Source organism: Paenibacillus sacheonensis (genome assembly GCF_009909195.1).
GTDB lineage: Bacteria > Bacillota > Bacilli > Paenibacillales > Paenibacillaceae > Paenibacillus_Z > Paenibacillus_Z sacheonensis.
The window spans coordinates 376595-399030 of sequence record NZ_JAAAMU010000002.1 but is presented as its reverse complement, the minus strand read 5'-3'; the positions used below and the strand labels follow the sequence as shown (position 1 = coordinate 399030).

The 22436-nt window shown below is 58.1% G+C and carries 22 protein-coding genes; 6 read left to right on the top strand and 16 right to left on the bottom strand.

Annotation, left to right across the window (positions count from 1 at the left end; genetic code table 11):
- Positions 1–44: 44 nt before the first annotated feature.
- The 4 genes from GT003_RS04760 to GT003_RS32985 form a co-directional block, all read right to left on the bottom strand.
- The gene (locus GT003_RS04760) at positions 45–1295 is read right to left on the bottom strand and encodes a DNA glycosylase AlkZ-like family protein (protein WP_161694979.1); all 1251 of its coding nucleotides are present in this window, start codon (positions 1293–1295) and stop codon (positions 45–47) included.
- A gap of 132 nt (positions 1296–1427) precedes the next feature.
- Positions 1428–1991 (bottom strand): GNAT family N-acetyltransferase, encoded by a 564-nt coding sequence (locus tag GT003_RS04755; protein WP_161694977.1) that lies wholly within the window; start codon positions 1989–1991, stop codon positions 1428–1430.
- Between the two features lie 197 nt (positions 1992–2188).
- The gene (locus GT003_RS04750) at positions 2189–3841 is read right to left on the bottom strand and encodes a WG repeat-containing protein (protein WP_338045838.1); all 1653 of its coding nucleotides are present in this window, start codon (positions 3839–3841) and stop codon (positions 2189–2191) included.
- Positions 3754–4611 (bottom strand): hypothetical protein, encoded by an 858-nt coding sequence (locus GT003_RS32985; protein WP_338045839.1) that lies wholly within the window; start codon positions 4609–4611, stop codon positions 3754–3756. Before GT003_RS32985 ends, GT003_RS04750 begins: the two co-directional genes overlap by 88 nt.
- 289 nt (positions 4612–4900) lie before the next feature.
- Here GT003_RS32985 and GT003_RS04745 point away from each other — a divergent pair, with 289 nt between their 5' ends.
- Complete coding sequence (locus tag GT003_RS04745; protein WP_239565607.1) at positions 4901–6394, top strand: ABC transporter substrate-binding protein/permease; 1494 nt, start codon at positions 4901–4903, stop codon at positions 6392–6394.
- A complete protein-coding gene (locus GT003_RS04740; RefSeq protein ID WP_161694975.1) occupies positions 6387–7109 on the top strand; it encodes an ATP-binding cassette domain-containing protein in 723 nt (240 codons plus the stop codon). The genes GT003_RS04745 and GT003_RS04740 overlap by 8 nt, the downstream gene beginning before the upstream one ends.
- 126 nt (positions 7110–7235) lie before the next feature.
- Here the strand turns inward: GT003_RS04740 and GT003_RS04735 are convergent, their stop codons facing one another.
- From GT003_RS04735 to GT003_RS04725, 3 genes are all read right to left on the bottom strand, one after another.
- Positions 7236–7595 (bottom strand): GIY-YIG nuclease family protein, encoded by a 360-nt coding sequence (locus GT003_RS04735; RefSeq protein WP_161694973.1) that lies wholly within the window; start codon positions 7593–7595, stop codon positions 7236–7238.
- Between the two features lie 65 nt (positions 7596–7660).
- Positions 7661–9946 carry an AAA family ATPase gene (locus GT003_RS04730; protein WP_170312132.1) on the bottom strand — a complete coding sequence of 762 codons (2286 nt, stop codon included), beginning with the start codon at positions 9944–9946 and terminating at the stop codon, positions 7661–7663.
- A gap of 362 nt (positions 9947–10308) precedes the next feature.
- Positions 10309–11040 (bottom strand): MOSC domain-containing protein, encoded by a 732-nt coding sequence (locus tag GT003_RS04725; protein ID WP_161694971.1) that lies wholly within the window; start codon positions 11038–11040, stop codon positions 10309–10311.
- 232 nt (positions 11041–11272) lie between these two features.
- On the opposite strand from GT003_RS04725, the gene GT003_RS04720 reads away from it, so the two are divergent.
- Positions 11273–12019 (top strand): SDR family NAD(P)-dependent oxidoreductase, encoded by a 747-nt coding sequence (locus tag GT003_RS04720; RefSeq protein ID WP_161694969.1) that lies wholly within the window; start codon positions 11273–11275, stop codon positions 12017–12019.
- Positions 12020–12188: 169 nt separating this feature from the next.
- Here GT003_RS04720 and GT003_RS04715 read toward each other — a convergent pair whose 3' ends face one another.
- On the bottom strand, positions 12189–12629 hold the full coding sequence (locus GT003_RS04715; RefSeq protein WP_161694967.1) for a DUF1761 domain-containing protein: 441 nt from the start codon (positions 12627–12629) through the stop codon (positions 12189–12191).
- A gap of 158 nt (positions 12630–12787) precedes the next feature.
- Between GT003_RS04715 and GT003_RS04710 the strand changes: the two genes are divergently transcribed.
- The 3 genes from GT003_RS04710 to GT003_RS04700 are packed head-to-tail and all read left to right on the top strand — an operon-like array spanning position 12788 to position 13909.
- Entirely contained in the window at positions 12788–13024 is a 237-nt protein-coding gene (locus tag GT003_RS04710) for a spore coat associated protein CotJA (RefSeq protein ID WP_161694965.1), read from the top strand.
- Positions 13025–13026: 2 nt separating this feature from the next.
- The gene (locus GT003_RS04705; RefSeq protein WP_161694963.1) at positions 13027–13287 is read left to right on the top strand and encodes a spore coat protein CotJB; all 261 of its coding nucleotides are present in this window, start codon (positions 13027–13029) and stop codon (positions 13285–13287) included.
- 52 nt (positions 13288–13339) lie between these two features.
- Positions 13340–13909 carry a manganese catalase family protein gene (locus tag GT003_RS04700; RefSeq protein ID WP_161694961.1) on the top strand — a complete coding sequence of 190 codons (570 nt, stop codon included), beginning with the start codon at positions 13340–13342 and terminating at the stop codon, positions 13907–13909.
- A 166-nt stretch (positions 13910–14075) separates the two neighbouring features.
- Here GT003_RS04700 and msrA read toward each other — a convergent pair whose 3' ends face one another.
- The 8 genes from msrA to GT003_RS04660 all read right to left on the bottom strand — a co-directional run bounded on the left by msrA (position 14076) and on the right by GT003_RS04660 (position 22434).
- A complete protein-coding gene (gene msrA / locus GT003_RS04695; RefSeq protein ID WP_161695313.1) occupies positions 14076–15089 on the bottom strand; it encodes a peptide-methionine (S)-S-oxide reductase MsrA in 1014 nt (337 codons plus the stop codon).
- A gap of 75 nt (positions 15090–15164) precedes the next feature.
- On the bottom strand, positions 15165–15842 hold the full coding sequence (locus GT003_RS04690; RefSeq protein WP_161694959.1) for an HAD family hydrolase: 678 nt from the start codon (positions 15840–15842) through the stop codon (positions 15165–15167).
- A 2-nt stretch (positions 15843–15844) separates the two neighbouring features.
- On the bottom strand, positions 15845–16336 hold the full coding sequence (locus GT003_RS04685) for an 8-oxo-dGTP diphosphatase (RefSeq protein ID WP_161695311.1): 492 nt from the start codon (positions 16334–16336) through the stop codon (positions 15845–15847).
- Positions 16337–16374: 38 nt separating this feature from the next.
- Positions 16375–17271 (bottom strand): TIM barrel protein, encoded by an 897-nt coding sequence (locus GT003_RS04680; RefSeq protein WP_161694957.1) that lies wholly within the window; start codon positions 17269–17271, stop codon positions 16375–16377.
- A gap of 30 nt (positions 17272–17301) precedes the next feature.
- Entirely contained in the window at positions 17302–18501 is a 1200-nt protein-coding gene (locus GT003_RS04675) for an acyltransferase domain-containing protein (RefSeq protein WP_161694955.1), read from the bottom strand.
- Between the two features lie 328 nt (positions 18502–18829).
- Positions 18830–19714, bottom strand: a complete 885-nt coding sequence (locus GT003_RS04670) for a hypothetical protein (RefSeq protein WP_161694953.1) — start codon at positions 19712–19714, stop codon at positions 18830–18832.
- A gap of 228 nt (positions 19715–19942) precedes the next feature.
- A complete protein-coding gene (locus GT003_RS04665) occupies positions 19943–21190 on the bottom strand; it encodes a pyridoxal-phosphate-dependent aminotransferase family protein (RefSeq protein WP_161694951.1) in 1248 nt (415 codons plus the stop codon).
- Positions 21187–22434: a Zn-dependent hydrolase gene (locus GT003_RS04660; protein WP_161694949.1), complete on the bottom strand. Its 1248-nt coding sequence runs from the start codon at positions 22432–22434 to the stop codon at positions 21187–21189. Before GT003_RS04660 ends, GT003_RS04665 begins: the two co-directional genes overlap by 4 nt.
- Positions 22435–22436 lie beyond the last annotated feature (2 nt).

Sequence of the window (22436 nt, the reverse complement as noted above, 5' to 3'; positions counted from 1 at the left end):
TGCCGGCACCGCGAGCGGCATTCACCTCCATTGTTCATCTGCTCTTAATCCGTATCTTCGATCGCATAACGTTCGACCGATACGGTCTCTGCCCCATGCGTGCGGGCGAATGCGTCCAGCGCAAGCTCCATCCGGGTCCGGAGGCGATCGTTATACGCCGTTCCGGCCTCGAGCTGAAGCAGCTGCACCGATAAGTGGCGTTTCTTCGTATCCAATCGCGGATCCATGCGGCCGATAAGCCGGTCGCCGTCCAGAATCGGCATTGCATAGTAGCCGTACGTACGCTTGACCGCAGGCGTATAGATTTCCCAGCGGTACGTGAAATCGAACAGCTCCTCCAGCCGTTTGCGGCTCCACAAGAGATTGTCGAGCGGCGGCAGGAATCGGATCGGCCTATCTTCCGACAATGCCGCTTCCGTCTCATGCATGGACAGCCGTTCACGATCCGATGCCAGTATGTAATAGGGTTGTTTCAATCCTTCGACGGCGACCGGGACGATCGTTCCCGCTTCCACGTGCCGGGCCGCCGCATGGCGCCGTTCCTGCGCGGACAGACGCTGCCAGCCGAAGCGGGGATCGCTCGGTTCGAATACCCCGAACGCCCGGAAATACTTCCGGAGCATGGCGTCCAGCGCCTCGGCAGGGTCGATTCGTTCCGACGCTCGCAGCAGCTCGGCAGGAACGCTGCGGAGCGCCGTGTGGAACAGCCGCTGATTCCCTTCCCTGCCCACGATGCGAATCTCCGCTGCGTCCGTCAGCAGATGGAGCGCGAGCGAGCTTGCTTTCGTCTTCGCCGTCGCGTTGGCGTCATCCCAATACCCGTGCACGCGCTGCTCGGAATCGAATGATTTGGCCGGCAAAGGTCCTTCGCGATCCAGCCGTTCCAGCACTTGGCCGATGACAGGCTGAAGTGATTCGATCGAGGCCTGCGTTTGCTGCCGCATCCGCTGCCGAATCGGCTCGAAGATCGGATAGTCTTCCATAGGTAGGATGCATGCTGCGTTGGCGATATATTCAAATACTTCATGGTCCCTCAGCAGCGCGTTCAGCGCCTCGGGCTCGTAGCCGGCAATTCGCGCCGCAAGCGCCAGGTGTTGGTTCGCGCGCACGGCGGCAACGGGATCGATCTGCACGGCCTCCAGCTGCCGGATCACATCCAGCACGCATTGCCGCATCCCATCCCCGGGAGCCTTGCCTTCAACCTGCGAATCAGTCTCTATCGGCGGCTCGAGCAGTCGCTGCCGATCCAATAACAGCCGCTTGAGCGCGATTTTCGTCGTCCGAATCGGGTCCAATCCGGCACCTCCGTTCGAAGAATCCTACTGCTGCTTGTCCAACGCCGATATGCTGTTCTACTTTAACATGAACCTGCGACAGCCACAATCATCCATCCCCATCCTGCCGAAGCGGAGCATGCCGGGTTCGTTTCATGGCTGCGATCTCGCCCGATACGCTTTTTCATGATAACGCGTAATCGCTTTGAACAATGCCTTGCCGCCATCCTCCTGCTGCCATTCTTCCCCGAAGGGCAGGTACATCGCGCGATAGGTTTCGGGAACCCAGATGTAGGCATGCACGTAATCCGTCAGCCGAAATCCTGCCTGCTCCCAGAATCGGATGCGGTTCGCGTTCTCGACCGTTTCCTCGGCTTCGACTTCGATGATCAGCCCGCGGCAGGCTTCGATCGCGCCAGCGGCCCAGCTTCGCATATCCGCTAAGCAGCGGCTGCCGATCCCGTTTCGCCGCGACGAACGCCGGACGGCCAAATAATCGATGACCACCCACTGCGTCCGGGCATCATAGGCGGTGAGCGCCATGGCAGCCGCTGCTCCGCGGTCGCTCCACACATGAAGCGTGCATAGGCGGCGTTCGAACATGCGGCGAACGACAGCGCGGTTCTTGCGGCCGTGCTCGGGGAAGGCTTCCTCGTAAACTTCTTCGGCGGACAGCCATAACGCCTCTTTCCACTCATCGGTTGTCTGATAATCCATAGGAATTCCTTTCTATGCGCCCGTTTAAGATTCGCTTGTGTTCGCTTGATTTCGCTTGCGACTATCGTACCCGGTTATGACATGATTTGGCAAATGCAAAGAACCTTCACCACCAGATGGACGATGGCAATGAAGGTTCTCGCTCGTAATGCGGTCAACGCATACCAACAGCTGCGGACCAGCCATGACGGCTTGCACTACTTATGAAAGGACTGCCAGAACTCGCCTTCCGTATCGAGGATGCTGCCCACTTGCGTGAACGGAATCGTGAAGGTCGGGAAACCTGCGGCATACGGCCCGATATCGTACGGTTGAAAATACACGTGAAGCGCATTGTCCGTCACGAAGAATGGCTGATCGGGCTGGATGCCTTTGTACGCGCCCGGGAACACGTAGTCGTACTGAGGGTCTTCCTTGATCTGCTTCGCGATGATGTCGCTCAATACTTTCACGTAGTCGCTGCCCGGCTTGAATAGATCCTTCAGTTCGAACAGCCGTCCGTCCGTCAGATGGATGATCGCGTACGTCTTCGTCGGCATGCCGTGCGCGGCGCCGAACGGGAAATTATAACCCGTCAGTTCCAGCTGCAGCAGCTGCTGCTTGTAGAACGAGACGTCGAAATCGCCGCTATACGTATATTCCAGCTGCTCGTTGCCGGGAATCGGCTTCACCTGGGACATCGTCTTCAACTCTTCGTTAACCTTGCGCTGCGCCGCTTCGTCCGTCATCCCGTCGATCTGCGGATAATAGACGAGATAATCGTGATTCGGCTTGAATTTCAGCTCCTTCACGGCGTATGGCGGCTGCAGCGGGATGACGGTGTTCTGCTTCCAGACGATTCGGCCGTCCCGGGCCAGATACGACAACCGTTGATCGATAAAAGCCTTGATCAAGCCGCCCTCCTCGACCGAGAGCGTGCCGCTGCCGTCCACGCGGGGAAAACCCTCCGCGGGCTTGCCGCTCCGGTCAATGAAGTACGTTTGCGTCGCATCCGTCACGGAGGCAAGCCCGTTCTTGAAATCGGATAAATCATGGTAGACGAAATCCGTCAATCGTTTGCCGTTCCAGTCCGCGATCGCGTAGCGGGAACCGATATACGGCTGTTCGGGATTGACCGCGCGTCCGAGCGCCAGCCGATCCTCTCCCAGATCCCGGATATCGTTATAATCGGGCTGAACGATCGCTTTGCCTCGTTTATCGATGACCCCGTAGCGGGACTGATAATCTTCGGCCGTATTCACGATGGCCCGACCGTTCCGGAACGGGAACGCCGACGTATAGGCAGGCTGCAGCACGATATCGCCGCGTTCGTTGATGTAGCCGTATTTGCCGGCGGGATCGTCCTGGAAGGCCAGCATTCCGTCTCCGAGCGGACCGACGTAGGCATGAGCGAACGTCTCGATCGTGCGGCCGTCTTTGCCGATGAGGGCATACTCGCGATCCTTGACCTTCACGACAGCCTTCCCGTCGTGGAAGTCGTTGGCCTCCGCGAATTGCGCCGGGATGATCGCGTTGCCCGCGGCGTCGAGATAACCGTACTTGCTCTCGCCTCCCGCTCCGCCGCTTCCGTCGCCCGTCACATAGAAGAGCGCCCGGCCTTCCTGCATCGCCGCGATGAAGGGATACGCGCGTTTGGTGACGACTTTGCCTTCCTCGTCGATAAGCTTGAACCCTTCCCCGTCGATGACGGTCGCCCGCCGTTCCGAGAAGGGACCGATCGAATCGTACGTCGGCTTGACGACATACTGGGCCGTGGAATCGATCAGCCCGTATTTGCCCCGCTCGGAGACGACCGCAAGTCCGTTCGGCTGAAAATCCATCGCGTCATCGAAGCGTACCGGTATCGCCATTCTGCCGCTTCGATCGACATAACCCCAGCGCGTGCCTCGCGTCGTCTTGACCGAAGCCGGATATAAGGCCGCGGCCCTCGGCTCCGGGGAAGGCTCGATAGCGGAACGAATGCTGCTCTCGAGCGCGAGCATCGTCTCCCTTGTCGGCAGTTGGACGATATCGAGCGCTCCGGATATTGCCGCGTCAGTTGATCGTAATAAAGCACCACTTTCGGAAAATAATAACGGTAGGCATCCGGAGCCGGTTGAAAAGCGCCGTTCGTCCAGCGCATGATCTCGACCTGATAGGCGCCGGCGCCAGCATGCGTCCATAGCGCAAGCTCCGTCTTGCCGTCCGCCCCGCGATGGTCGGGCATATCCATCGCTTCCAACGAGCTGAAGCTCATGCCGGCCGGCGCCGCATCGCGCAGTCCTTCCCTCGTCCATTCGTAGACCGACAGCTTCGACAGCGTCGCGTCGATCCGCCAGCCGACGGTCAGATTCGGCACGCCTGCTCTCATGATCGGAATCGCCGCCATATGCGCGACGCCGAAGCCGATTCCCTTCACGGTCTGCGTCGCTGTCCACGCTCCGCCGCGGAATGCCAGCGCAAGCAAATGGAGCTCGCCGTTCAAACGATAAATCACGGCAAGCTCCGGCACCCGGTCGCCGTTCAAGTCCGCCGCGAATACCGCCGCGCGCGCATAAGGCCCGTCGATCATCGCCAACTCCGCGCCGTCAGGCAGATGGGCAGCGGCAATTGCGATCAACTGCGGCTCATTAACAGCCATAGTCGGCCATCCTCCCTCTTTTCCCGCATCTTCGCCTAATGGTATGCGGCCAAGATGCAGATATGCCTTGCGAGAGCGGTTGATCGACGCAATAATTACCATAATTTGAGGGATTGACCGGGTTTATCGCGATAGGGCATAGTTAACGATGGTCAAAAAGGAGCTGCGACAACGCTAAGCCGGAATTCGCCTCTACGCTCGTCAAGAAAACAAGCTGCGCATGAAGGTTGCGAATTCAAAATGGAAACCTTACATACGCCATTCGACTATGCCAAGAAAGGAGCCCGTCATGAACCTTTATAAGAAGCTTTGCGCGCGAAGCATGCTTGCCGTATTGCTGCTGCTTGCGGTCGCCTCGCTCGCCGGCACGGGGCTGCAGAGCATTGGCCTGCAGGCTGGAACGGCCACGGCAGCCGGCAGCGATGCCTGTCCAGGCAAACCGCTCGTCATGGGCACCTCGCCCGATTATCCGCCCTATGAAAACACCGACGCCAAGAACGGCGGCGACATCGTCGGGCTCGATATCGATATCGCCAAATCGATCGCGGCCAAGCTGGGCTGCAAGCTCGAGATAACCGGCATGGACTTCAACGGTCTGATCGCCGCGCTGCAAACGAACCGGGTCGATTTCGTCATGTCCGGCATGTCCGTTACGGACGAACGGAAACAAAGCGTTGATTTCTCGGACACGTATTACGCGGCGCGCAATACGATCGTATCGAAGAAGAAGAACGCCTACGAGACGCTGGAGCAGCTGGATGGCAAGCGCGTCGGCGTTCAGCTCGGCTCCACCCAGGAGAATGCCGTCGCCGGGCTGAAGGACGCGACGATCAAGAAGCTGAATCGCATTCCCGATCTCATTCAAGAAATCAAATCGAACCGGATCGATGCCGCGATCGTCGAAGACGCCGTCGCGCTGGACGCGATCGTGGCCAACCCGGATCTCGCGATCACGATGCTTCCGGCGGAGAACGCGCAGGAAGGCTACGCGATTGCTTTTCCCAAGGGATCCGCGCTGACGCCGGCTTTCAACGAGGCGCTCCAGGACATGGACGCCAGCGGCGAGAAGCAGGCTATCGTCGAGAAATGGTTCGGCAAGCACGAAGCCGTCACGGCCGGCAAGCATACGATCGACTTCAGTACGCTGAACGGGTATACCTCCTATATTCTGCGCGGCGTCTTCGTCACGCTGCTGTTTACGATCGTATCCGCTTTGCTCGGCTTCATCTGGGGTACGGTCCTCTCCTTGTTCAAGCTGTCGACGGTCAAGCCGCTCGTCTGGTTCGCCACCGTCTATACGTCGGTATTTCGCGGCACGCCGCTGCTCCTGCAGCTGGTGTTGATCTACTACGCGACGCCGCAGCTGACCGGCTACGATATTCCGCCGCTGATGGCAGCCGGACTCGCGTTCGGCCTCAACTCCGCCGCCTATTTGTCGGAAACGATCCGGGGCGGGATTATGGCGGTCGACCGCGGTCAGCGCGAGGCGGCTATGGCGCTCGGCATACCGTACCGCACGATGATGATCAGCATTATTTTCCCGCAGGCGGTGAAGAACATCCTCCCCGCCCTCGTGAACGAATGCGTCGCGCTGATCAAGGAATCGTCGCTCGTATCGGTCATCGGGGTTACCGACCTGCTGCGCCGCGCCAGCGTCGTGCAAGCCGCCAATTATCGGGCGCTCGAGCCGCTGCTGTTCGTCGGCGCGATCTATTACGTGCTCGTGCTCATCTTGACCTCGCTCGCACGATTGCTCGAAAGGAGGCTGCGCCGCAGTGATTAACGTAGAGAACGTAACGAAAACATTCGGCAAGCATGAGGTGCTTCGCGGCATTACGACGACGGTCGAGCGGGGCGAGGTCGTGGCGGTCATCGGACCTTCCGGTTCCGGCAAATCGACCTTCCTTCGCTGCTTGAACCTGCTCGAGACCCCGACCGAAGGCCGGATTACGATCGACGGAACGGTCGTCACGGACCCCGCGACGAATATCGTCCGGTTCCGTCAGCGGATCGGCATGGTATTCCAGCATTTCAACCTGTTCCCGCATATGTCCGTCATCGACAACATCATGTTCGCGCCGATGAAGGTAAAGGGCTTGTCCCGCGAGGAAGCGCGGGCCAAGGCGGCCGCGCTGCTCGAACGCGTCGGACTCGCCGACAAGGCGGATTCGTTCCCGTCGCGCCTATCCGGCGGACAGAAGCAGCGGATCGCCATCGCGCGCAGTCTGGCGATGGATCCGGAGATCATGCTATTCGACGAGCCGACGTCCGCGCTCGATCCCGAGATGGTCAAAGAAGTGCTCGAGGTGCTGCGCGGCCTCGCTTCCTCCGGAATGACGATGCTCATCGTCACGCATGAGATGAAATTCGCCCGCGAGGCGGCGGATACGATCTATTTCCTCGACGACGGTAGGCTCATCGAGCAAGCGCCCCCCGCGCAGTTCTTCGAACGCCCGCAAAGCGAGAGAGCGCAGCGGTTTCTGGAACGCGTTCTGTAAGAAAGAGCCGTGCAGGCGCGAGATGCAAAGCAGCACGAAGGGAGCCCTCCATCGGACGGCTCCCTTCGTATTTCGGCCACAATTTCAGCCGCTATTTCAATACGTTTATTGCGGCGCGGCACGCGCTTATCGATCGCCCGGCTTGTGATACCCTTGATCGCCGTAGGGCTGCAATCGCTCCCGCCATTTCTTCTCGAGCTGCTTCATTTCCCATTTGACGTCGGCGATCTCGCCGGCATCCTTCTCCTCCAGCACCTCGTAGTCGAACCCCTCGGCGCCGAATTCCTTCCAGTCCTTCTGAAGCTGGGCATTCGCGAAACGTCCCGTATTCAGTTGCATTTGCAGGGTCAGCCATTTGTTCTTCAAGTTGGGGTAGGCATCGATGAAGATTTTACCGTTCGCCTTGTTCCGGATTTGAATGATGCCCATGAGGGTCTTGATTTCCTTGAAGTTCTCCAGCAGCTCCTTGCGTTTTCCTTTGTCCATGTTTTATCTTTCCTTCCTGACTGTTATATTCAGCGTCGCCGTCTCGCCTTGCATGCCATATGACGTCATAAATACCGCGCGATAAGCTGCACCAGCTTGGCCGGCAGTCCGCTCAGATCCGTAATGTCCAGAAATCGTTCGCGGCCGTAGATGCGGCCGATCACGTCCTTGTCCTGCCCGATCGCGGCGGCGAGGAAGGTCACGCCTTTCCGTTCGAACTCCGCCATCGTTAGGCGCATGTCCTGCTCCGCAAGAATGCCGGCGTAATCCTCCATCGCTTTGGGCTGCCCGTCGCTGATGCTGATCAGCAGCTTCGTCTGCTGCGGTGCGCTCGCCAATCGTTCGCCCATGATCCGAAGCGCCATGCCGTCGCGGTTATTGCTTCGCGCGCGAATGCCCATCAGCCTGTAAGGGTCGTCAGCGTCCGGGCGAAGCAGATCGGCATAGGCGAAAAGCGACATTTGCTCGAGCCGCGACACGTCCGCCGTATCGCCGCAGATCATGACGGGTATGCCGCACAGCATGCAAAATTCGTACACTGCGACGGCAGCGCGCTTCGCCGCTTCCAATCTCCCGAACGCCGCCATCGAGGCCGATTCGTCCACCCGCAGCGCGACCGCGAGCGAAGGCGAATCCGCCGGCAGGCGCTTCTTCGCAAAGTAACCGTAATCCCGATAGGCGACGCTGTCCGCTTGAAATCGACTCCCGTAAGCGCGGCGCTTCGTATACTCGGACTCCGCTTCCTGCTCCAGCAACGGCAGCGCCTTCCGTGCGATTTCTCGCACGACCGGTATCATCTCGTTGCTCAAATGCTCATAATTCCGCTTGTCGTCTTCATTCCATTCGGGTCGGTGGACGACGAGCTTCACGTTCTTATGCATCGAGTCCGACACCGCTTCGCGCGCCTCTTGATTGAGCAGTTTGCGATATGCTCGTTTCTGCATCTGCACATCCGGCGGCTTCGTTTCGGGGTTTGTCTGATGGTACCGCGGCGCGCCATCTTCGCCGATATCCGCGCTCTCCGTATCGGACCGCTCGTCGGAAGCGCCGGCAGCGCCGGAACTGCCCTCTTCGCTGTCGGCTGCTTTCTTCAACCGGATTCCCTGCTCTTCGTTATCGGACGATCCGTTCTGCCCTATGGGGTCGACGGCTCCCCAGGTTTTAATTTCGATAGCTTCCGTTTCCGGTCGATTCCGTGCCTCGGACTCGGCCGCCGGCATCGCATCAAGTTCGGCTTCTCGCCGGGATTCATGCTCGGCTGCAAGCTCAGCCTCGGCTGCCTGCAATTTCGCCAACAAACCGTGCTTCTCCAGCGCTTCCTCCAGCAGCTTGATTTCTTCGGGATCCGTCGTGATTTTGTACATGACCTTGACGTACAGGGACTCCCTCGCCCCGATGCCTGCGGCGACGGCATCCGTCCAGAAGAGGAGCGACCGCATGCCTGCGACGCCCTTGATCGCAAGGGTCTTCGCTGTCTGGTCCAGCAGCAGAATCACGTCAGCCAGCGTCTCGATCACCCGCGTATTCGCATAGCCCGTCTTGGCGGCTGCCCGGCTGATCATCACGTCCTTGGCGGGCAAATCCATTTTCTCCGCATGCTGCACCCGGTCGCGCAGCGATTCGTTCAGCGGCCTCACCCCGGCATAGCCGCGATTGGTCGTCATGACCGCAATAAAGTCCGGATGCCTGCGAATGACCTCGGTCGGAAGATTGATGCTGCCGTCCGGCTCCAGGGCCGAATTCAGCGCCATCAGCACCGCCGCGTCGCGGATCACGGTCGGCTCTTGAATTTCAAGCAGATAGCCGTTGCGATAGGCGTTCACGATCTCGGACGGGTAGAACCGGTATTCGACCTCATCGCCTCCCGCTTGCTCCGCGGCAAGCTTCATTAGCCGTCTCAGCTTCAGGCTGGCCGCCTCTTCCGAGACGCCGAGCACTTCCATCAAGACCCGGTTCGCGCCGACATAGCCGTCGCTGGCGTACAGTGCCTGCAAGGCAGCTTGGTCCTCCTGGTCAAGGAGAGCCATTCGATTCGCTGCGATAACGGGCAGTATGGCGCCGACGATATCGGATTTATCCATATCGGCGAAACACGTGATCTTCGTATAGGGAAGGCCGAATTCCGCCGACAGCGCTTTGGCGAGCTGGGTCTTGCCGGAGCCGGCATCGCCCTCCAGCAATAGGGCAGCGATCTTCATCTCGCCGCGATGCCAATTGCGCTTGACCTCGCCGCAAATGCGGCGTTCTTCCTCGCTTGCGATATGGGAGGCCGGTTTCTTCCAGACGAGCGACCTCTCGGCGTTCGTCCATCGGCGCTCCGGCGAAAGCTCATAGTTGGGCACTTCGTTCATAATCGCCGCTCCTCTCTTGCATCCGATCATCGAAACGCTCCGGATACACGATATTCCTTTGCTCCTGATCGTATTATCAATCATCGAGTAGTTTTATAATTTAGTAATTTACTAAATAACTAAATTCAAAATCATTATAGTCCGAACGATCGCTGCCCGTCAAACCCAAATTGCGCATCCATCGGACCTCTCCCTCTTCTTCGCAGCGAGATGCCGCGATGCCGGATGATTCTGCCTTCAAACACGATGAGACGTGGACCCGGGAATAACGAAGAACCCCGTTCACGCTTAAGGCGTAAATGGGGTCCGCAGGGCAAAACATATACGAATCCGCTGCGCAGCGCGCAGGCATTCATCGATCATTACGACTGAACGACGTCCAGAGACACGGAGTCGCCAAGCTCGATTCGTCCCGTCGCAATCACGGACGCATACACGCCGAAGTTCAGCTCGAATTGTTGATGGACCTGCTTCAGCAGCGACGGATCCTTCTCCAAGGTATCGGGATCCATCGTAATCATGACGCACCGTTCGCAGAAGCTGTCCACCTGCAGGCGCACGCCGCCGATCGTCAGTTGACGGCCGATCCACTCGCCCTCAAGCGGAGCGCCTTCGTTCAAGGTCACGACGAAATTGCCCCGGAACCGGCGCTGGTCCACGCTTTTTCCCGAGATGGCTTCGAGCCTGCGCAAGGACGCGTCCGTCACGAGCAGGATGCTCGCCCCGTCGACGGACAACAGCTGCGAGTGCTGCGGCTCCGGATGCGGATCCTTAAAGTTCGACATGGCGATCGGCGTCTTGGACTGGCTCTGGATTTCGGCCAGCAATTGCTCGTCCCAGCTGAATTGCCGCCCGTCCGGCGCCGTCACGGTAATGTCGCCGTCCTTATAGCTGGCCCGATAGGTCATCATCGCCGGAATGTTGCGGGCCGTGATATAACGCCACCAGCCTTCTTTGCTCTCATCGTAGAAGGTCGCGAAGCGGTCCCCCTGCACGCCGTAAGACTCGATCTCGCAAGAAGCCAGCGACTCGCCGGCGAAGGATTTAATGGGATAACGGTTAATTTCTCGAATCGTTCCAATGTTGATTTGCACGGTTAAAGCCCTCCGATCGCTATGCATGGATTACAACTATGTATACGGAATAAACGCCGCCATTTCCCACGCGAATACGGTTAGCTTGTCCTATGCGAAGCTGTCGAAACCCTCGGTTGTCATTCGGCGAAGCCGTGTTCAACCGTCATGCCTCCCGAGCGGATTTGACATGACCCTCCCGCAGCAGGTATACCTGAAGACAGAATCGCACGATGAAGAGGAGTAAGCAAACATGGCTGTCGACCAACAATATGTCATGATAACAGGTGCTGGCGCCGGCATCGGCAGGGAGGTTGCATGGGCGTATGCCAGCAAAGGGGCGACCGTCATTTTGACGGACAAGAATGCCGAATCGCTCGCGCAGACGACCGAACGGCTTCGAAGCGGGGGCCAGCGAGTATTCAGCCAGGTGCTGGACGTAAGCGATCCCGCCGCAATCGCGGCCTGCTTCGCGTGGGTACGGGAAAGCGCCGGCCGGCTCGACGCACTGATCAACAATGCCGGGCTCGGTGCCTGGAAATCCCCGTATGACCTTGAAGTCGACGAATGGGATTACGTGCTGAACACGAACCTGCGCGGCACGTTTCTGTGCGCGCGGGAAGCCGCCAAGCTGATGCGGGCAAGCGGCGGCGGCGCGATCGTGAATCTCGCTTCGACCCGGGCGCTGATGTCCGAGCCGAATTCGGAAGCCTACGCGGCATCCAAGGGCGGGATCGTCGCGTTAACGCATGCGCTTGCCGTGTCCCTTGGACCGGATCTTATTCGCGTCAATGCCATCAGCCCGGGCTGGATCGAGACGGGCGATTACGGCGCCTTGCGGCCGATCGATCACGCGCAGCATCCCGCTCAGCGCGTCGGCAACCCGGATGATATCGCACGGGCTTGCTTTTATTTGACCGACCCCGCAAACGACTTCGTCACCGGCACCAATCTCGTTATCGACGGCGGCATGACGCGCAAAATGATGTACGAGGAATAACGAAGCAGCACACCGTATGGGCGCAAACGGGGTTGCTGCTAGACAGCATCCGAGCATATCGTCCCATTATAACATGAACCTTACCCCGCTTAGCAGGCTCAATTTCAACAGGCAGAACAACCCCCGCGATGAACTTACGCGGGGGTTGTTGTTCCTGCTCCTCCTGCTGCTAGGTCCAATACCAGAAGAACAGCAGCAGCATCGCGAACCGAATCACCTCATAGGAAGTGTCGACCGCCACGACCAGCCAGCTCTTGAACTGCCATACCTTCTTGCCGACCGTGAACGGCAGCGTGAATCCCGCGGCGAGCAGCATCGTGAACCAGAACGCGTTTGCCAGGCTGTCGCCGTCGTAGCCGAATGTCTGTCCGCCCGCCTGCCAGAGCTCCAAGCAAACGGCATAAGCGAGCGATGTGACGAAGGATACGAGAATATAAATCATAAACGACTGCATTTTCGCAGCATTGCTAGGTTGGCCCGAAGACGCTGGCGCACCGTACATGTCCCTCTGATACGGCTTGGCCCAAATGACCGCCATCCAGAGAAAGCCGAGCGCGAGCGACAGCACGCCGGTCATCAGCACCGCCCAGTAGTTAATGTCGTTAAACAAAGTAAACGCACTCCTCTTCTCGCTATAATAAGAAACCATTTGGTTTCGTTTTCGATTATATACAACCATTTGGTTTCCTGTCAACGGATGATTTTTCAGATTCAATACCTCCTTTTCGCGTTTATTAACTCGTAATCTTGGACTAGGAGGTCAACGACATGAGCGAGCATCGCAAAAGCTGGAAGCCGTACGCGGGCAAGAACGATCCCTGCCCGCCATTGAAAGAGAAGACATACGAGACGCCGCCTAATTTGTACCTGGGCGTGCAAGAGCCCGGACTGGAACAGTACAAGCCCGCCGATGCGCTCAAGAAGGGTACCCTCTGGCCCGCTTTATTCGGACCGTATGAATCCCCGTTCGCGCCGTCGACGCGTGCGAATAAGAAGGAGGACTGAGCATGAAACAACCGACAGTCAAGGCGATGAACCTATTGGAACAGCTGCAGGCGCTCGATTTTACGCTAGTCGAGCTGCGACTGTATTTGCATACCCATCCGGATGATGAGAAAGCGCTGCAGCAATACAACGAAACCGCCGGGCAGCGCGTAACGCTCAAAGAACAGGTGGAGGAAGAGTTCGGATCGCTTGCGCCGAACGAACCGTTTACGCCCGGACAAGCTTCAGGCTGGGGAGAAGGCCTTTGGCCCTGGCAGCTGTAGACCCTTGTAAGCCCTTGTAGGCCAGACCCATATTTGAGGAGGCGCATGCCGCATGTTCGTATACGAGAAGAAGCTTCTGTATCCCGTTAAAGTAAGCAGCTGCAACCCGAAGCTGGCCAAATATTTGATCGAGCAGTACGGAGGCGCGGACGGCGAGCTGGCAGCCGCTCTTCGGTACATGAACCAACGGTATACGATTCCGGACAAAGTCATCGGCTTGCTGACGGATATCGCCATGGAGGAATTCTCCCACTTGGAAATGATCGCGACGATGGTATTCAAGCTGACCAAGGACGCGACGCCGGACCAAATTCGCGACGCCGGCTTGGAGCCGCATTACGTGAATCACGGCAGCGCTCTCTACTACGAGAATGCCGGCGGCATTCCGTTCAACGCCTCCTACATCGCCGGCAAAGGCGACCCCATCGCGGATCTCTACGAGGATATCGCGGCTGAAGAGAAGGCGCGCGCCACGTACCAATATATCATTGATCTCAGCGACGATCCCGATCTGAACGACGGCCTCAAATTCCTGCGCGAGCGCGAAATCGTGCACGGTCAGCGGTTCCGCGAAGCCGTGGAGATGCTGAAGGAAAACTATAGCGAGAGGAAGGTTTTCTAGGCTTGTCCGAATACAAATGGATCGCTCCGATTACATGCGTTTACATAAGAAAAGCTGTCCCCTCGAGTTCTCGAAGGACAGCTTTTTTTGTGCATGCCGACATTGTTAATTGCCCGTAAGATAGGTACGGCGCAGCGCTGCTCGTATCGAGCCGGGTCAGGAACTGCTATTCATTTGGCTTTCCGGAATTGCACTCGCGTGCTTCCTCATCCTTGAATAACGCCTCAAACCGGGCATACCCGCCCTGTGCGAGCTCTTCGAGCGGGACGAACCGCAAGGCAGCGGCATTGACGCGATAATAAGGCGGCGTTCCTGCCGGCCCGTCCTGCAAGAACCGTCCCAAATACGCCTTCGATAAGCGCGAACGCAGAAGCGTGCGCACCTCTCCCCCGCCATAGTCCGCTTCCTTGCGAACCATGCCCTCTTCGATCGGTTTCGCGAAGGCCGGCCAGCCCGTTCCGTTATCGAACTGATCCAACGTGCTGAACAACGCATCGCCATTGATAATATCGACATAGATGCCTGTCCGTCGTTGCTGCCAATCGCCGCTCCCGCTCCGGTTCGGAGGCTCGTCTTCGTTCAACTGCGTAACCTTGTACTGCAGATCCGTCAATTGGCTCTTCAGTTGCGCCTTGTCCTTGCCGTCGTTCCAGCTGCGCTCGGCGAACGCCTCCCTGCCAGAACCGTCCACGTACAAGTTGTAGTTCCGCCGATGGGTTTTATAATAATCCTGATGCTCATCCTCCGCCGGATAGAATGGACCCGCATCCAGAATCTCCGTCACGATCTTCTTCTTGAAGCGTCCGCTCTTCTGCAGCGCTCGCTTGGATTCTTCCGCTTGCTGCCGCTGCTCCTCGTTATGCACGAAGATCGCCGCCCGGTACGAATGCCCCCGATCCTGGAACTGCCCGCCGTTATCCGTCGGATCGATCAGCTGCCAGTAGATGTCCAACAGCCGCGCATACGGAAATATAGCCGGTTGGTACGTGATTTGGACCGCCTCGTAATGACCTGTCGTCTCGGTGCCGACCTCCGCGTACGTCGGATTCTCGGTATGCCCGCCCGTATACCCGGATACGATGGCACGGATGCCGGGCAGCTCGTCGAACGGCTTCACCATGCACCAGAAGCAGCCGCCCGCGAACGTCGCGACCTGCGTCTCATGTTCCTTGATGTTCATTGCCACGTGGTTCCTTCCTGATTCGGGTTGTTGAAGGCGAGCGCTCTCCCCGCCTCGTGGATTCTTATTGGCATTCTACCGCAATACGTTCCATCGATCCAGCAAATCGCCCGGTTGACGCAATTTCGGAAACTCGCTCTCGATATGGGAATTGAACCACACTGCATGATAAACGGCGAGACCTGCCGCACGGGCGCCTTCGAGCTCATGGGATCCGCCGTCGCCGACGAATAGGCATTGATCCGGCCGCACGTTCAATCGCGAGCATGCCAATCGATAGATGGCTTCATCTGGCTTGGCGCATTTCACCTCATAGGAGAACAAGGCGTCGTCGAAGTATGAAGACAGGTCGGAGCGCGCCCATTCGGCGACCTCTTCCCGCGTGCAGTTGCTGATCAGGCCGATCTTGAGCTGCTTGCTCCGAAGCTCCTTCAACAGCTTGATAATCGCAGGCCGAATCGGATGAAAAGGCAGGCGCTTCTCTTCCATGCGCGACTCGTGCAAGGATCGAATCGCTTCTTCGTCGATCGTTAAGCCTCTGCCCGAGACAATGTCGCGAATGACTTCCGGATAGTCTCCGAACGTTCCATTCATCCGCTGCGCCTGACGTTTCGCCCATTCCTGCTTGAAATCTTCATTCGATAAACCCAGCAGCTGGCTGTAATCGTAGGCTCGTCCGGAACGCCTTCGGCCCTCCTCGAACTCGGTCACCAACGTTTCGAACAAATCAAAGAATACCGCTCGGACAGTCATGGCTATGCCTCCGCGACCGAACCGGCCTTGCGCATGCCGCGATCGTAAAATTTAATCGTCTCGGCGATCGTCTCGTCCGTCTCTTCGTGCCAAACGAAGCTCATTTCGAAGGTGCCGGGTTCGAAGAACAACGGAAACCGCTGCTTGAACCAGCTCTGCATCGGCAATTCGAGCGCCTGCGCCTTCGACACCCAGATAAGCTCGCCTTCGGGCGGGTGCTCCAGCAATTCGCCCTCGAACGAGGTCGCCAAATAGTTGAACACCATATACCGAAGTCCCTGATTCGGCTCGCAATATTCGTGAAGCCCTTTATACGCGATATCCTTCACGATAAGTCCCGTCTCTTCCCTCACCTCGCGGATGGCGCCGTTCACGATGCTTTCCGGATAATCGACCTTGCCGCCGGGAGCGATGTAGCCCGGGAAGCCGCGTTCGTCCGGCCGATTAATCAGCAGCACCTCATCGCCGTTTTCGACCATGCACATCGTATACATTTTATAATGGACCGCATTCGTCACGTCTATCAACTCCTCTAGGGCGTATCCAACAATCGGTTGATCCAATCGTAACAGGCGTTCAACTCTTCGTCGCTTACGAGCTCGGACCGATGTTCGAACACGATCTTCACATGCGGATTCCGTTTTTTGATCAGGACCAGATATTCTTCGACCGGCGCCCAGCCGTCCTCCGGCTTCAAGCCCGGCAGCGCGGGATAATGGTTCTCCACGATCTTGCCGGCGATTCGCATGTTCTTCAAATGAATGGTTTCCGCGTACTTCGCGAATTTCCGGATCACGGCTCTCGCATCGAAATACGGGTCGATCCTGTCTTGCAGGTACAGCCTGCCCGTGTCCAGGCAGAGGCGGATTCGCGGATACAGATGCAGCATGCGCTCCAGGAAATCCGTTTCGTAGATATACCGGTTCAAGCCATCGAACTCCAACACAGGTATGAAGGCATATTCCTCGCCCTTCTTGGTCAGCCAGTCAAAGAGCATCGCGGTCGAGGCCTCCAGCTGCTGCATCGAATACTGACTTTCCCATACATACTCGCTTGGGTCGGCGAAGCGCCAGCTGCTCCAGTCTACTCTGTCATCCAAAATCACGGGCTTCGGATAATGGAACAGGATATAGGCGGGCCGAACGGGAATCGATGCTTCGAGTTCCCGCTCCATCCATTCGAATGCGCGATTTCTAACCGCCTCGTCCCGTGCAAGAAACAACGCGTCCCGAACAAGCGTCCCGTCTGCCTGGAGCGGAAAATGAATGCCGATCCGAAACCCGTTCCGCTGCGATTCTTGAATCAACCGGCGTACATCTTCCTGGGTGCCGAACAGGCAAGCTTCGATCCCGTAAAAATCGTCCCTGAAATCTCTGCGGTACTTCGTTTCGTCGAAACCGCCATACTGGCCGATCATGAACCGTTTCAACAGACAGCCCCTCCCGCGCTCTCTTGACGTTTACTGCTCCTGCATCAGTATAAACCCGGCCCCATTCTGAATACGACCTCCTGAGATCAGATGATCCCGGACGGTATGCTGCAAGGAAGTCTCGGCTTTCATGTCCTGCAGCGCTTCGCGCGTCGTGCCGTAACCGAATACGCGCTCCAGCGTCTGCGCTTCATCCGAGCGCAGCGGCAGCAAGCGATAATCGGATTGGAACTGCCGGATATTCGATCGTTCCGGAAGCAGCGTCCGGAATTGCGGAGCTAACAGCCAGGATTGGCAGACGAAGGCGCGGAACGTTAGCCCCGGGAAGCATGCGGCAGCGAGATTTACGGCTTTCGCATACGATTCCGAGCAAGCTTCGCGGGACAACGGACTGCCTTCCGGTATATGTACGTTCAGAACCTCGTCTCCCTGCTGCAGCGCAAGCGACCATGTATCCGCAGGCAGCCTCACGATGCCGCGGCTTGCCAGCCCGAGCGGAGAAAGAGGCGTCCCTTCGTAATGCTTGCCATCGAACGTATACGAAGAGATCCAGCTGCCGTCCAGCCCATTACCTATGCTGTCTTCTTGCTCGCATGAATCATCGATGTTCGATTCAGCATTGTCAGCTAATTGCCCATCCGCGAGGAAGTGAGTACCAGCGTCCGCAAGCGTAAGGATCTCCCCCGTCGTCCGATGACGGAATACCCGTACGGCATAAGGGTTCGTAAGGGGCTCAAACTGAAGCCGTCCGAGCCGGAACAGTCCGCCGGTCATATGGCGATGCAGCCAATTCAGCTCGCTCAGCCCCCAGCGGCCGGTACGCTTGCGATGCGTTTCCATCCAAATGATAATATCCTGCACGGTATCGATCAGCACGCCGGCCGGAATGCCGCTTTGTTGACAGCGCTCCCATAAACGGGGTATCGCTCCCGCATAGACGACGGCAGCCAGCATCTCGCCTTTCTCGCCCATGGCGAGCAGCTCTTGATTCACTTCGCCGGACGAACGGTGGCAGTCAACGAACAACGCCTGATAGAACTCTTTCGCCTCTTCGGCGACTGCCGCATCCTGCGTAAGCCGCTCCGTCTCCGCGATTAACGCTTCCGCCGCTTCTCGCGGATAACGAACGGCTTCGCAGATGCGCAGCATGCCTTGCGGCGACAACCAATCGGTCCCCATCGTTTCTAATCCATCGATCATCGACTCGTTCATTTGCCCATTCCTTCCCAAGATCCGTTCCTCTTCTGCCCGAGGCGTTCTCGCACTTCCAAACTATAACAAGGCTTCAGGTCCGCGGACAAGACGTGAATCGCGTAAATCGCGTAAAATCCTGCATTGCGGTATCGCTTCTTCAGCAATGCCAGGATCGACGTGATGCAATTCACGTCACAATACCGCTATTTCGGTCCTGTTATTCCATACGCCTTCATATGAAAAACCGCCAGGAGCACTGTCTCCTGACGGTTTTTCATTGTTCTCTTAACATACGACTAGGGTTATGCTCCTGACCCCCTCTGCATGTTCTCCATAGCCTCGGCCGCAGGCTAACGATCGTACATCAAATAATTTCGTAAGCGCGCAGGGTGCGCAGCCTTTCCACCGTAATCCAGCCGCGCCATTCGGTCTCGGTTCCCGGAGAAAGCGCTTCCCAGCTGATCGGCCAACCGCCGTCCGTTTGCTGCTGCAGGGCAAGCATATCCAGATGGCGATAACGTTCGTCGTCCGTTATGAACTTGCTTGCATAGCTTGCCGGGCTTGGGCACCAATCAAGCACCTTCTGCACATATCCTTTCGCATACGGGTTGCGTTCGATGACGCCGGGCCGCGCCAGCCAAGCGTCGAGCAGCGGCCAATGCGAATCCCGCCTGTCGGTTTCCGGGGTATTTTCCAGGAAGGAGAGCCATTGAACGCCGTCATGATAGCCTTCGGGGGTCTCGCTCGCCAGCGCGTTCCAAATGTAGTTCACATTGCGGGTAAACCATTCCTCGTCCATGAAATCCGCGTACGCCTGCTGCTTGTAGAGCAATCCGATCATCCTGCCCGTCGGATTGATGGCCGGCTGATCGTCAGCCTCCGTCTTCCACCAGGGCGCATGCGGATACTCGGCCGCGCTCCGGTAGACGAACGGGATTCCGCCGCCAGGCAGCGTATGATCGCGTACATAGCTTGCGATACCTCGAATCATATCCCGATCGAACAGACCGATCTCGTCCATGATCAACAGCGCCATTTCCGTGGGAACCGGCTGGCTGGACGGACACCGAATATCGCACTCGAGCGCATTCCCGAACCCGCCGTCGCGATTCTGATACGTACGGAGAACCTCGATAACGTCTTCCCCGGGTCCGCCTTCAAAATGAAATTCGAATCGCTTCCGGTCCAATAAACGCGCATTGCCGTACAAGAAATCTTTGGCACGACTCAAAATCACCGATTCGCTCATGTCTCCCGACCTCCAAATCAAGATTGGACATGCTTCATAACCCATGTTAGTACGAACCTGCTTCTACTTGCATTATAGCAGATCATTTGGAAGAATATAGTGTCCCATGCAAGCGTTCATAGGGAACTTTCATCTACTTGCCATACAAAAAAAGCCGCATCAATCGCGGCTTTCCAGGGCGGTTCCGTAATGCGGTTCAAGCGGCTTTGACGCTATCCCTTTAAAGCATTAAGCCTGTCGTCGCGTCGCTTCTTCCGCATAAATTCCAAGCGCTGCTCGAATGGCGTTCCCGGTGCGGATCAAAGCTCCATGCAGGGGAAGAACGGCTTCGAGCGCGGCCAGCACGAGAAGAATGTTGGATTTGCGGCAGCTGTAGCCCATGGACCCTATTCGCCAGATACGCCCTTTCAGCGGGCCGAAAGAACTGGCGATCTCAATGCCGAAGTCCGCCAACAATTGACCGCGGACGGCTTCGCCGTCGATGCCGTCCGGGATGCGGATGCAGGTTACGATGGGCATTTTGCTGGCATCGTCGCCATAGCGCTCCAGCCCCATCGCCTCCAGCCCTGCGGTCAGCGCGCGCTCGTGCAGCCGATGCCGGGCGAAACGTTCATCGAGGCCTTCCTCAAGCGCCAGCCTCAGCCCTTCGCGCAAACCGTAAAGCATCGCCGTCGCCTCCGTATGATGGTTCAGCCGAAGCGGGCTCCAGTAGTCCTGCAGCTGCGTCAAATCCAAATAATTACTGCGGATGAACGAAGTCGGGTCGGCGTCTTCGTATCCTTCCGGGCGAATTCCCTTCTCGATCCGTTTGCGCTTCAGCAGCCGTGCTTCGACGCGATCGTTATACGTAATGGGCGACATGCCGGAAGGAACGGACAAGCATTTCTGCGTGCCGCCGATGACGGCATCGAGCATCCATGCATCCGTCTCGACCGGCGCGCCGCCGATCGTCGCGACCGCATCGACCACGAGAAGAACATCCCGTTCACGGCATGCGCGTCCGATTTCCGCCAGCGGCTGCATGCGTCCGGTCGACGTTTCGCCATGCACGATCGCCACCAGGCCCGGCTGCAGCCGGTCGATCGCGGCAACGACCTCGGCGGGTTCGAAGACGGTGCCCCACTCCGTCTCGATGGCGAGCACCTCCGCCCCGCATCGTTCGGCGATTTCGGCCAACAAGTAGCCGAACCGTCCGAATATCGGCACGAGCACCCGCTCTCCAGGCTCGATCAGCCCGGTCAATACGGCTTCCAGCCCAGACCGCGAAGTGCCGTCGACCGGATATGCCCAGCGGTTGGATGTCCGGAACAGCTCCCTCAGCATTTCCATCGTCTCGTTCATGATCGCCGTGAATTCTGGATCGAATTGTCCAAGAATCGGATAGGACAGAGCCCTGGACACGCGCGGATCGACTTCGACCGGGCCGGGCGTCATGATGATGCGGGGCGAAGGAGACAAATCCGAATATTTCTTCATCGCTCATCCTCCCCGTACGCTAAGGCGTAGAGCAGCGCCGTCAACACTTGTGTGCCGCGCTCCATATCCTCCGGCGGCGTATATTCCAGCGGCGAGTGACTGATGCCGGCTCGGCTTGGTACGAATATCATGGCCGTCCTGCATGAAGCCGCGAACAGACCCGCATCATGTCCCGCACCGCTGCTCATCCTCCGGTGCGAGTAGCCAAGCGCATCGCAGACCCGCGAGATCTCCGCTTGAAGCACCTCGTTCATCGGCGAAGGCTGCTCGGCCAGCCAGCATTCCATCGTGATCGACGTACCGTACCGTTCGGCGATGGTGCTGAATGAATCCAGCGTGAGCTTGCAGAACGCAGCAATGACGGTTTCGTTCCGGTGCCGGATATCCAGCGACAAGCGCACCTTGCCCGGGATCACGTTCGCGAGGTTCGGCTGAACGTCCAGCTTCCCGACCGTCGCGACAAGCCCGTCTCCCGCCGCGATCGCCGCCTGCCGGAGCCAGCCGATCATCTCCGCTCCGGCAGCAAGCGCGTCTGCGCGAATCGTCATCGGCGTCGTGCCCGCATGACCGCTGCGTCCCTCGATTTCGACGAAGTAGCGCCGCTGCCCGAAAATCGCGTCGACGATTCCGATCTGAGTGCCTTCCCGCTCCAGCACTTCGCCTTGCTCGATGTGAAGCTCCGCGAATACGCCGATGTCGGTACGTTTGCTGAGGCCGTGCTCTTCCGGGTCGTATCCGGCGGCGAGCATGGCGGCTCGAAGCGAGACGCCTTCCGGATCCTTCGCATCCAAGCTGCCGGTGAAGTCCTTGCTTCCCGTGACGTTGCCGGAACCCCAATAAGCGAGCGGGAACCGGCTGCCTTCTTCCTCGCAGAAGGCGGCCACCTCCAGCGTTCGGCGCGGCTGGCCGTACGTCTTCTTCAATCTCGCCAGAGCGGCAATGCCTGCCGCCACGCCCAGCGCGCCGTCATAATGCCCGCCGCTGCGCACCGTATCGATATGCGAGCCGGTCATCACCGTAGATGCCGCCTCGTCCGTTCCTTCCAACCGGCCAAAGACGTTGCCGACCGTGTCGATCGATACTGAAAGCCCGGCCTCGCGCATGGTGGATGCGACGGCTTGCTGGGCTTTCTGCCATGCTGCGTCATATAGCAGCCGAGTGACGCCCCCATCTTGTTCCTGACCGACACTCGCGAAGCCAGCCAAAAGCTGCGTCGTTTGCAATCGGTAGTCGCTTGCCTTCATCG

What these genes read in the sequence shown, in the direction of transcription:
- GT003_RS04755 (WP_161694977.1), bottom strand. Translation starts at nt 1,991, where the DNA reads ATGGATTATCAGACAACCGATGAGTGGAAAGAGGCGTTATGGCTGTCC.
- GT003_RS04750 (WP_338045838.1), bottom strand. Translation starts at nt 3,841, where the DNA reads ATGGCGATACCGGTACGCTTCGATGACGCGATGGATTTTCAGCCGAAC.
- GT003_RS32985 (WP_338045839.1), bottom strand. Translation starts at nt 4,611, where the DNA reads ATGGCTGTTAATGAGCCGCAGTTGATCGCAATTGCCGCTGCCCATCTG.
- GT003_RS04745 (WP_239565607.1), top strand. Translation starts at nt 4,901, where the DNA reads ATGAACCTTTATAAGAAGCTTTGCGCGCGAAGCATGCTTGCCGTATTG.
- GT003_RS04735 (WP_161694973.1), bottom strand. Translation starts at nt 7,595, where the DNA reads ATGGACAAAGGAAAACGCAAGGAGCTGCTGGAGAACTTCAAGGAAATC.
- GT003_RS04730 (WP_170312132.1), bottom strand. Translation starts at nt 9,946, where the DNA reads ATGAACGAAGTGCCCAACTATGAGCTTTCGCCGGAGCGCCGATGGACG.
- GT003_RS04720 (WP_161694969.1), top strand. Translation starts at nt 11,273, where the DNA reads ATGGCTGTCGACCAACAATATGTCATGATAACAGGTGCTGGCGCCGGC.
- GT003_RS04710 (WP_161694965.1), top strand. Translation starts at nt 12,788, where the DNA reads ATGAGCGAGCATCGCAAAAGCTGGAAGCCGTACGCGGGCAAGAACGAT.
- GT003_RS04705 (WP_161694963.1), top strand. Translation starts at nt 13,027, where the DNA reads ATGAAACAACCGACAGTCAAGGCGATGAACCTATTGGAACAGCTGCAG.
- GT003_RS04700 (WP_161694961.1), top strand. Translation starts at nt 13,340, where the DNA reads ATGTTCGTATACGAGAAGAAGCTTCTGTATCCCGTTAAAGTAAGCAGC.
- msrA (WP_161695313.1), bottom strand. Translation starts at nt 15,089, where the DNA reads ATGAACATCAAGGAACATGAGACGCAGGTCGCGACGTTCGCGGGCGGC.
- GT003_RS04690 (WP_161694959.1), bottom strand. Translation starts at nt 15,842, where the DNA reads ATGACTGTCCGAGCGGTATTCTTTGATTTGTTCGAAACGTTGGTGACC.
- GT003_RS04685 (WP_161695311.1), bottom strand. Translation starts at nt 16,336, where the DNA reads ATGTATACGATGTGCATGGTCGAAAACGGCGATGAGGTGCTGCTGATT.
- GT003_RS04670 (WP_161694953.1), bottom strand. Translation starts at nt 19,714, where the DNA reads ATGAGCGAATCGGTGATTTTGAGTCGTGCCAAAGATTTCTTGTACGGC.
- GT003_RS04665 (WP_161694951.1), bottom strand. Translation starts at nt 21,190, where the DNA reads ATGAAGAAATATTCGGATTTGTCTCCTTCGCCCCGCATCATCATGACG.
- GT003_RS04660 (WP_161694949.1), bottom strand. Translation starts at nt 22,434, where the DNA reads ATGAAGGCAAGCGACTACCGATTGCAAACGACGCAGCTTTTGGCTGGC.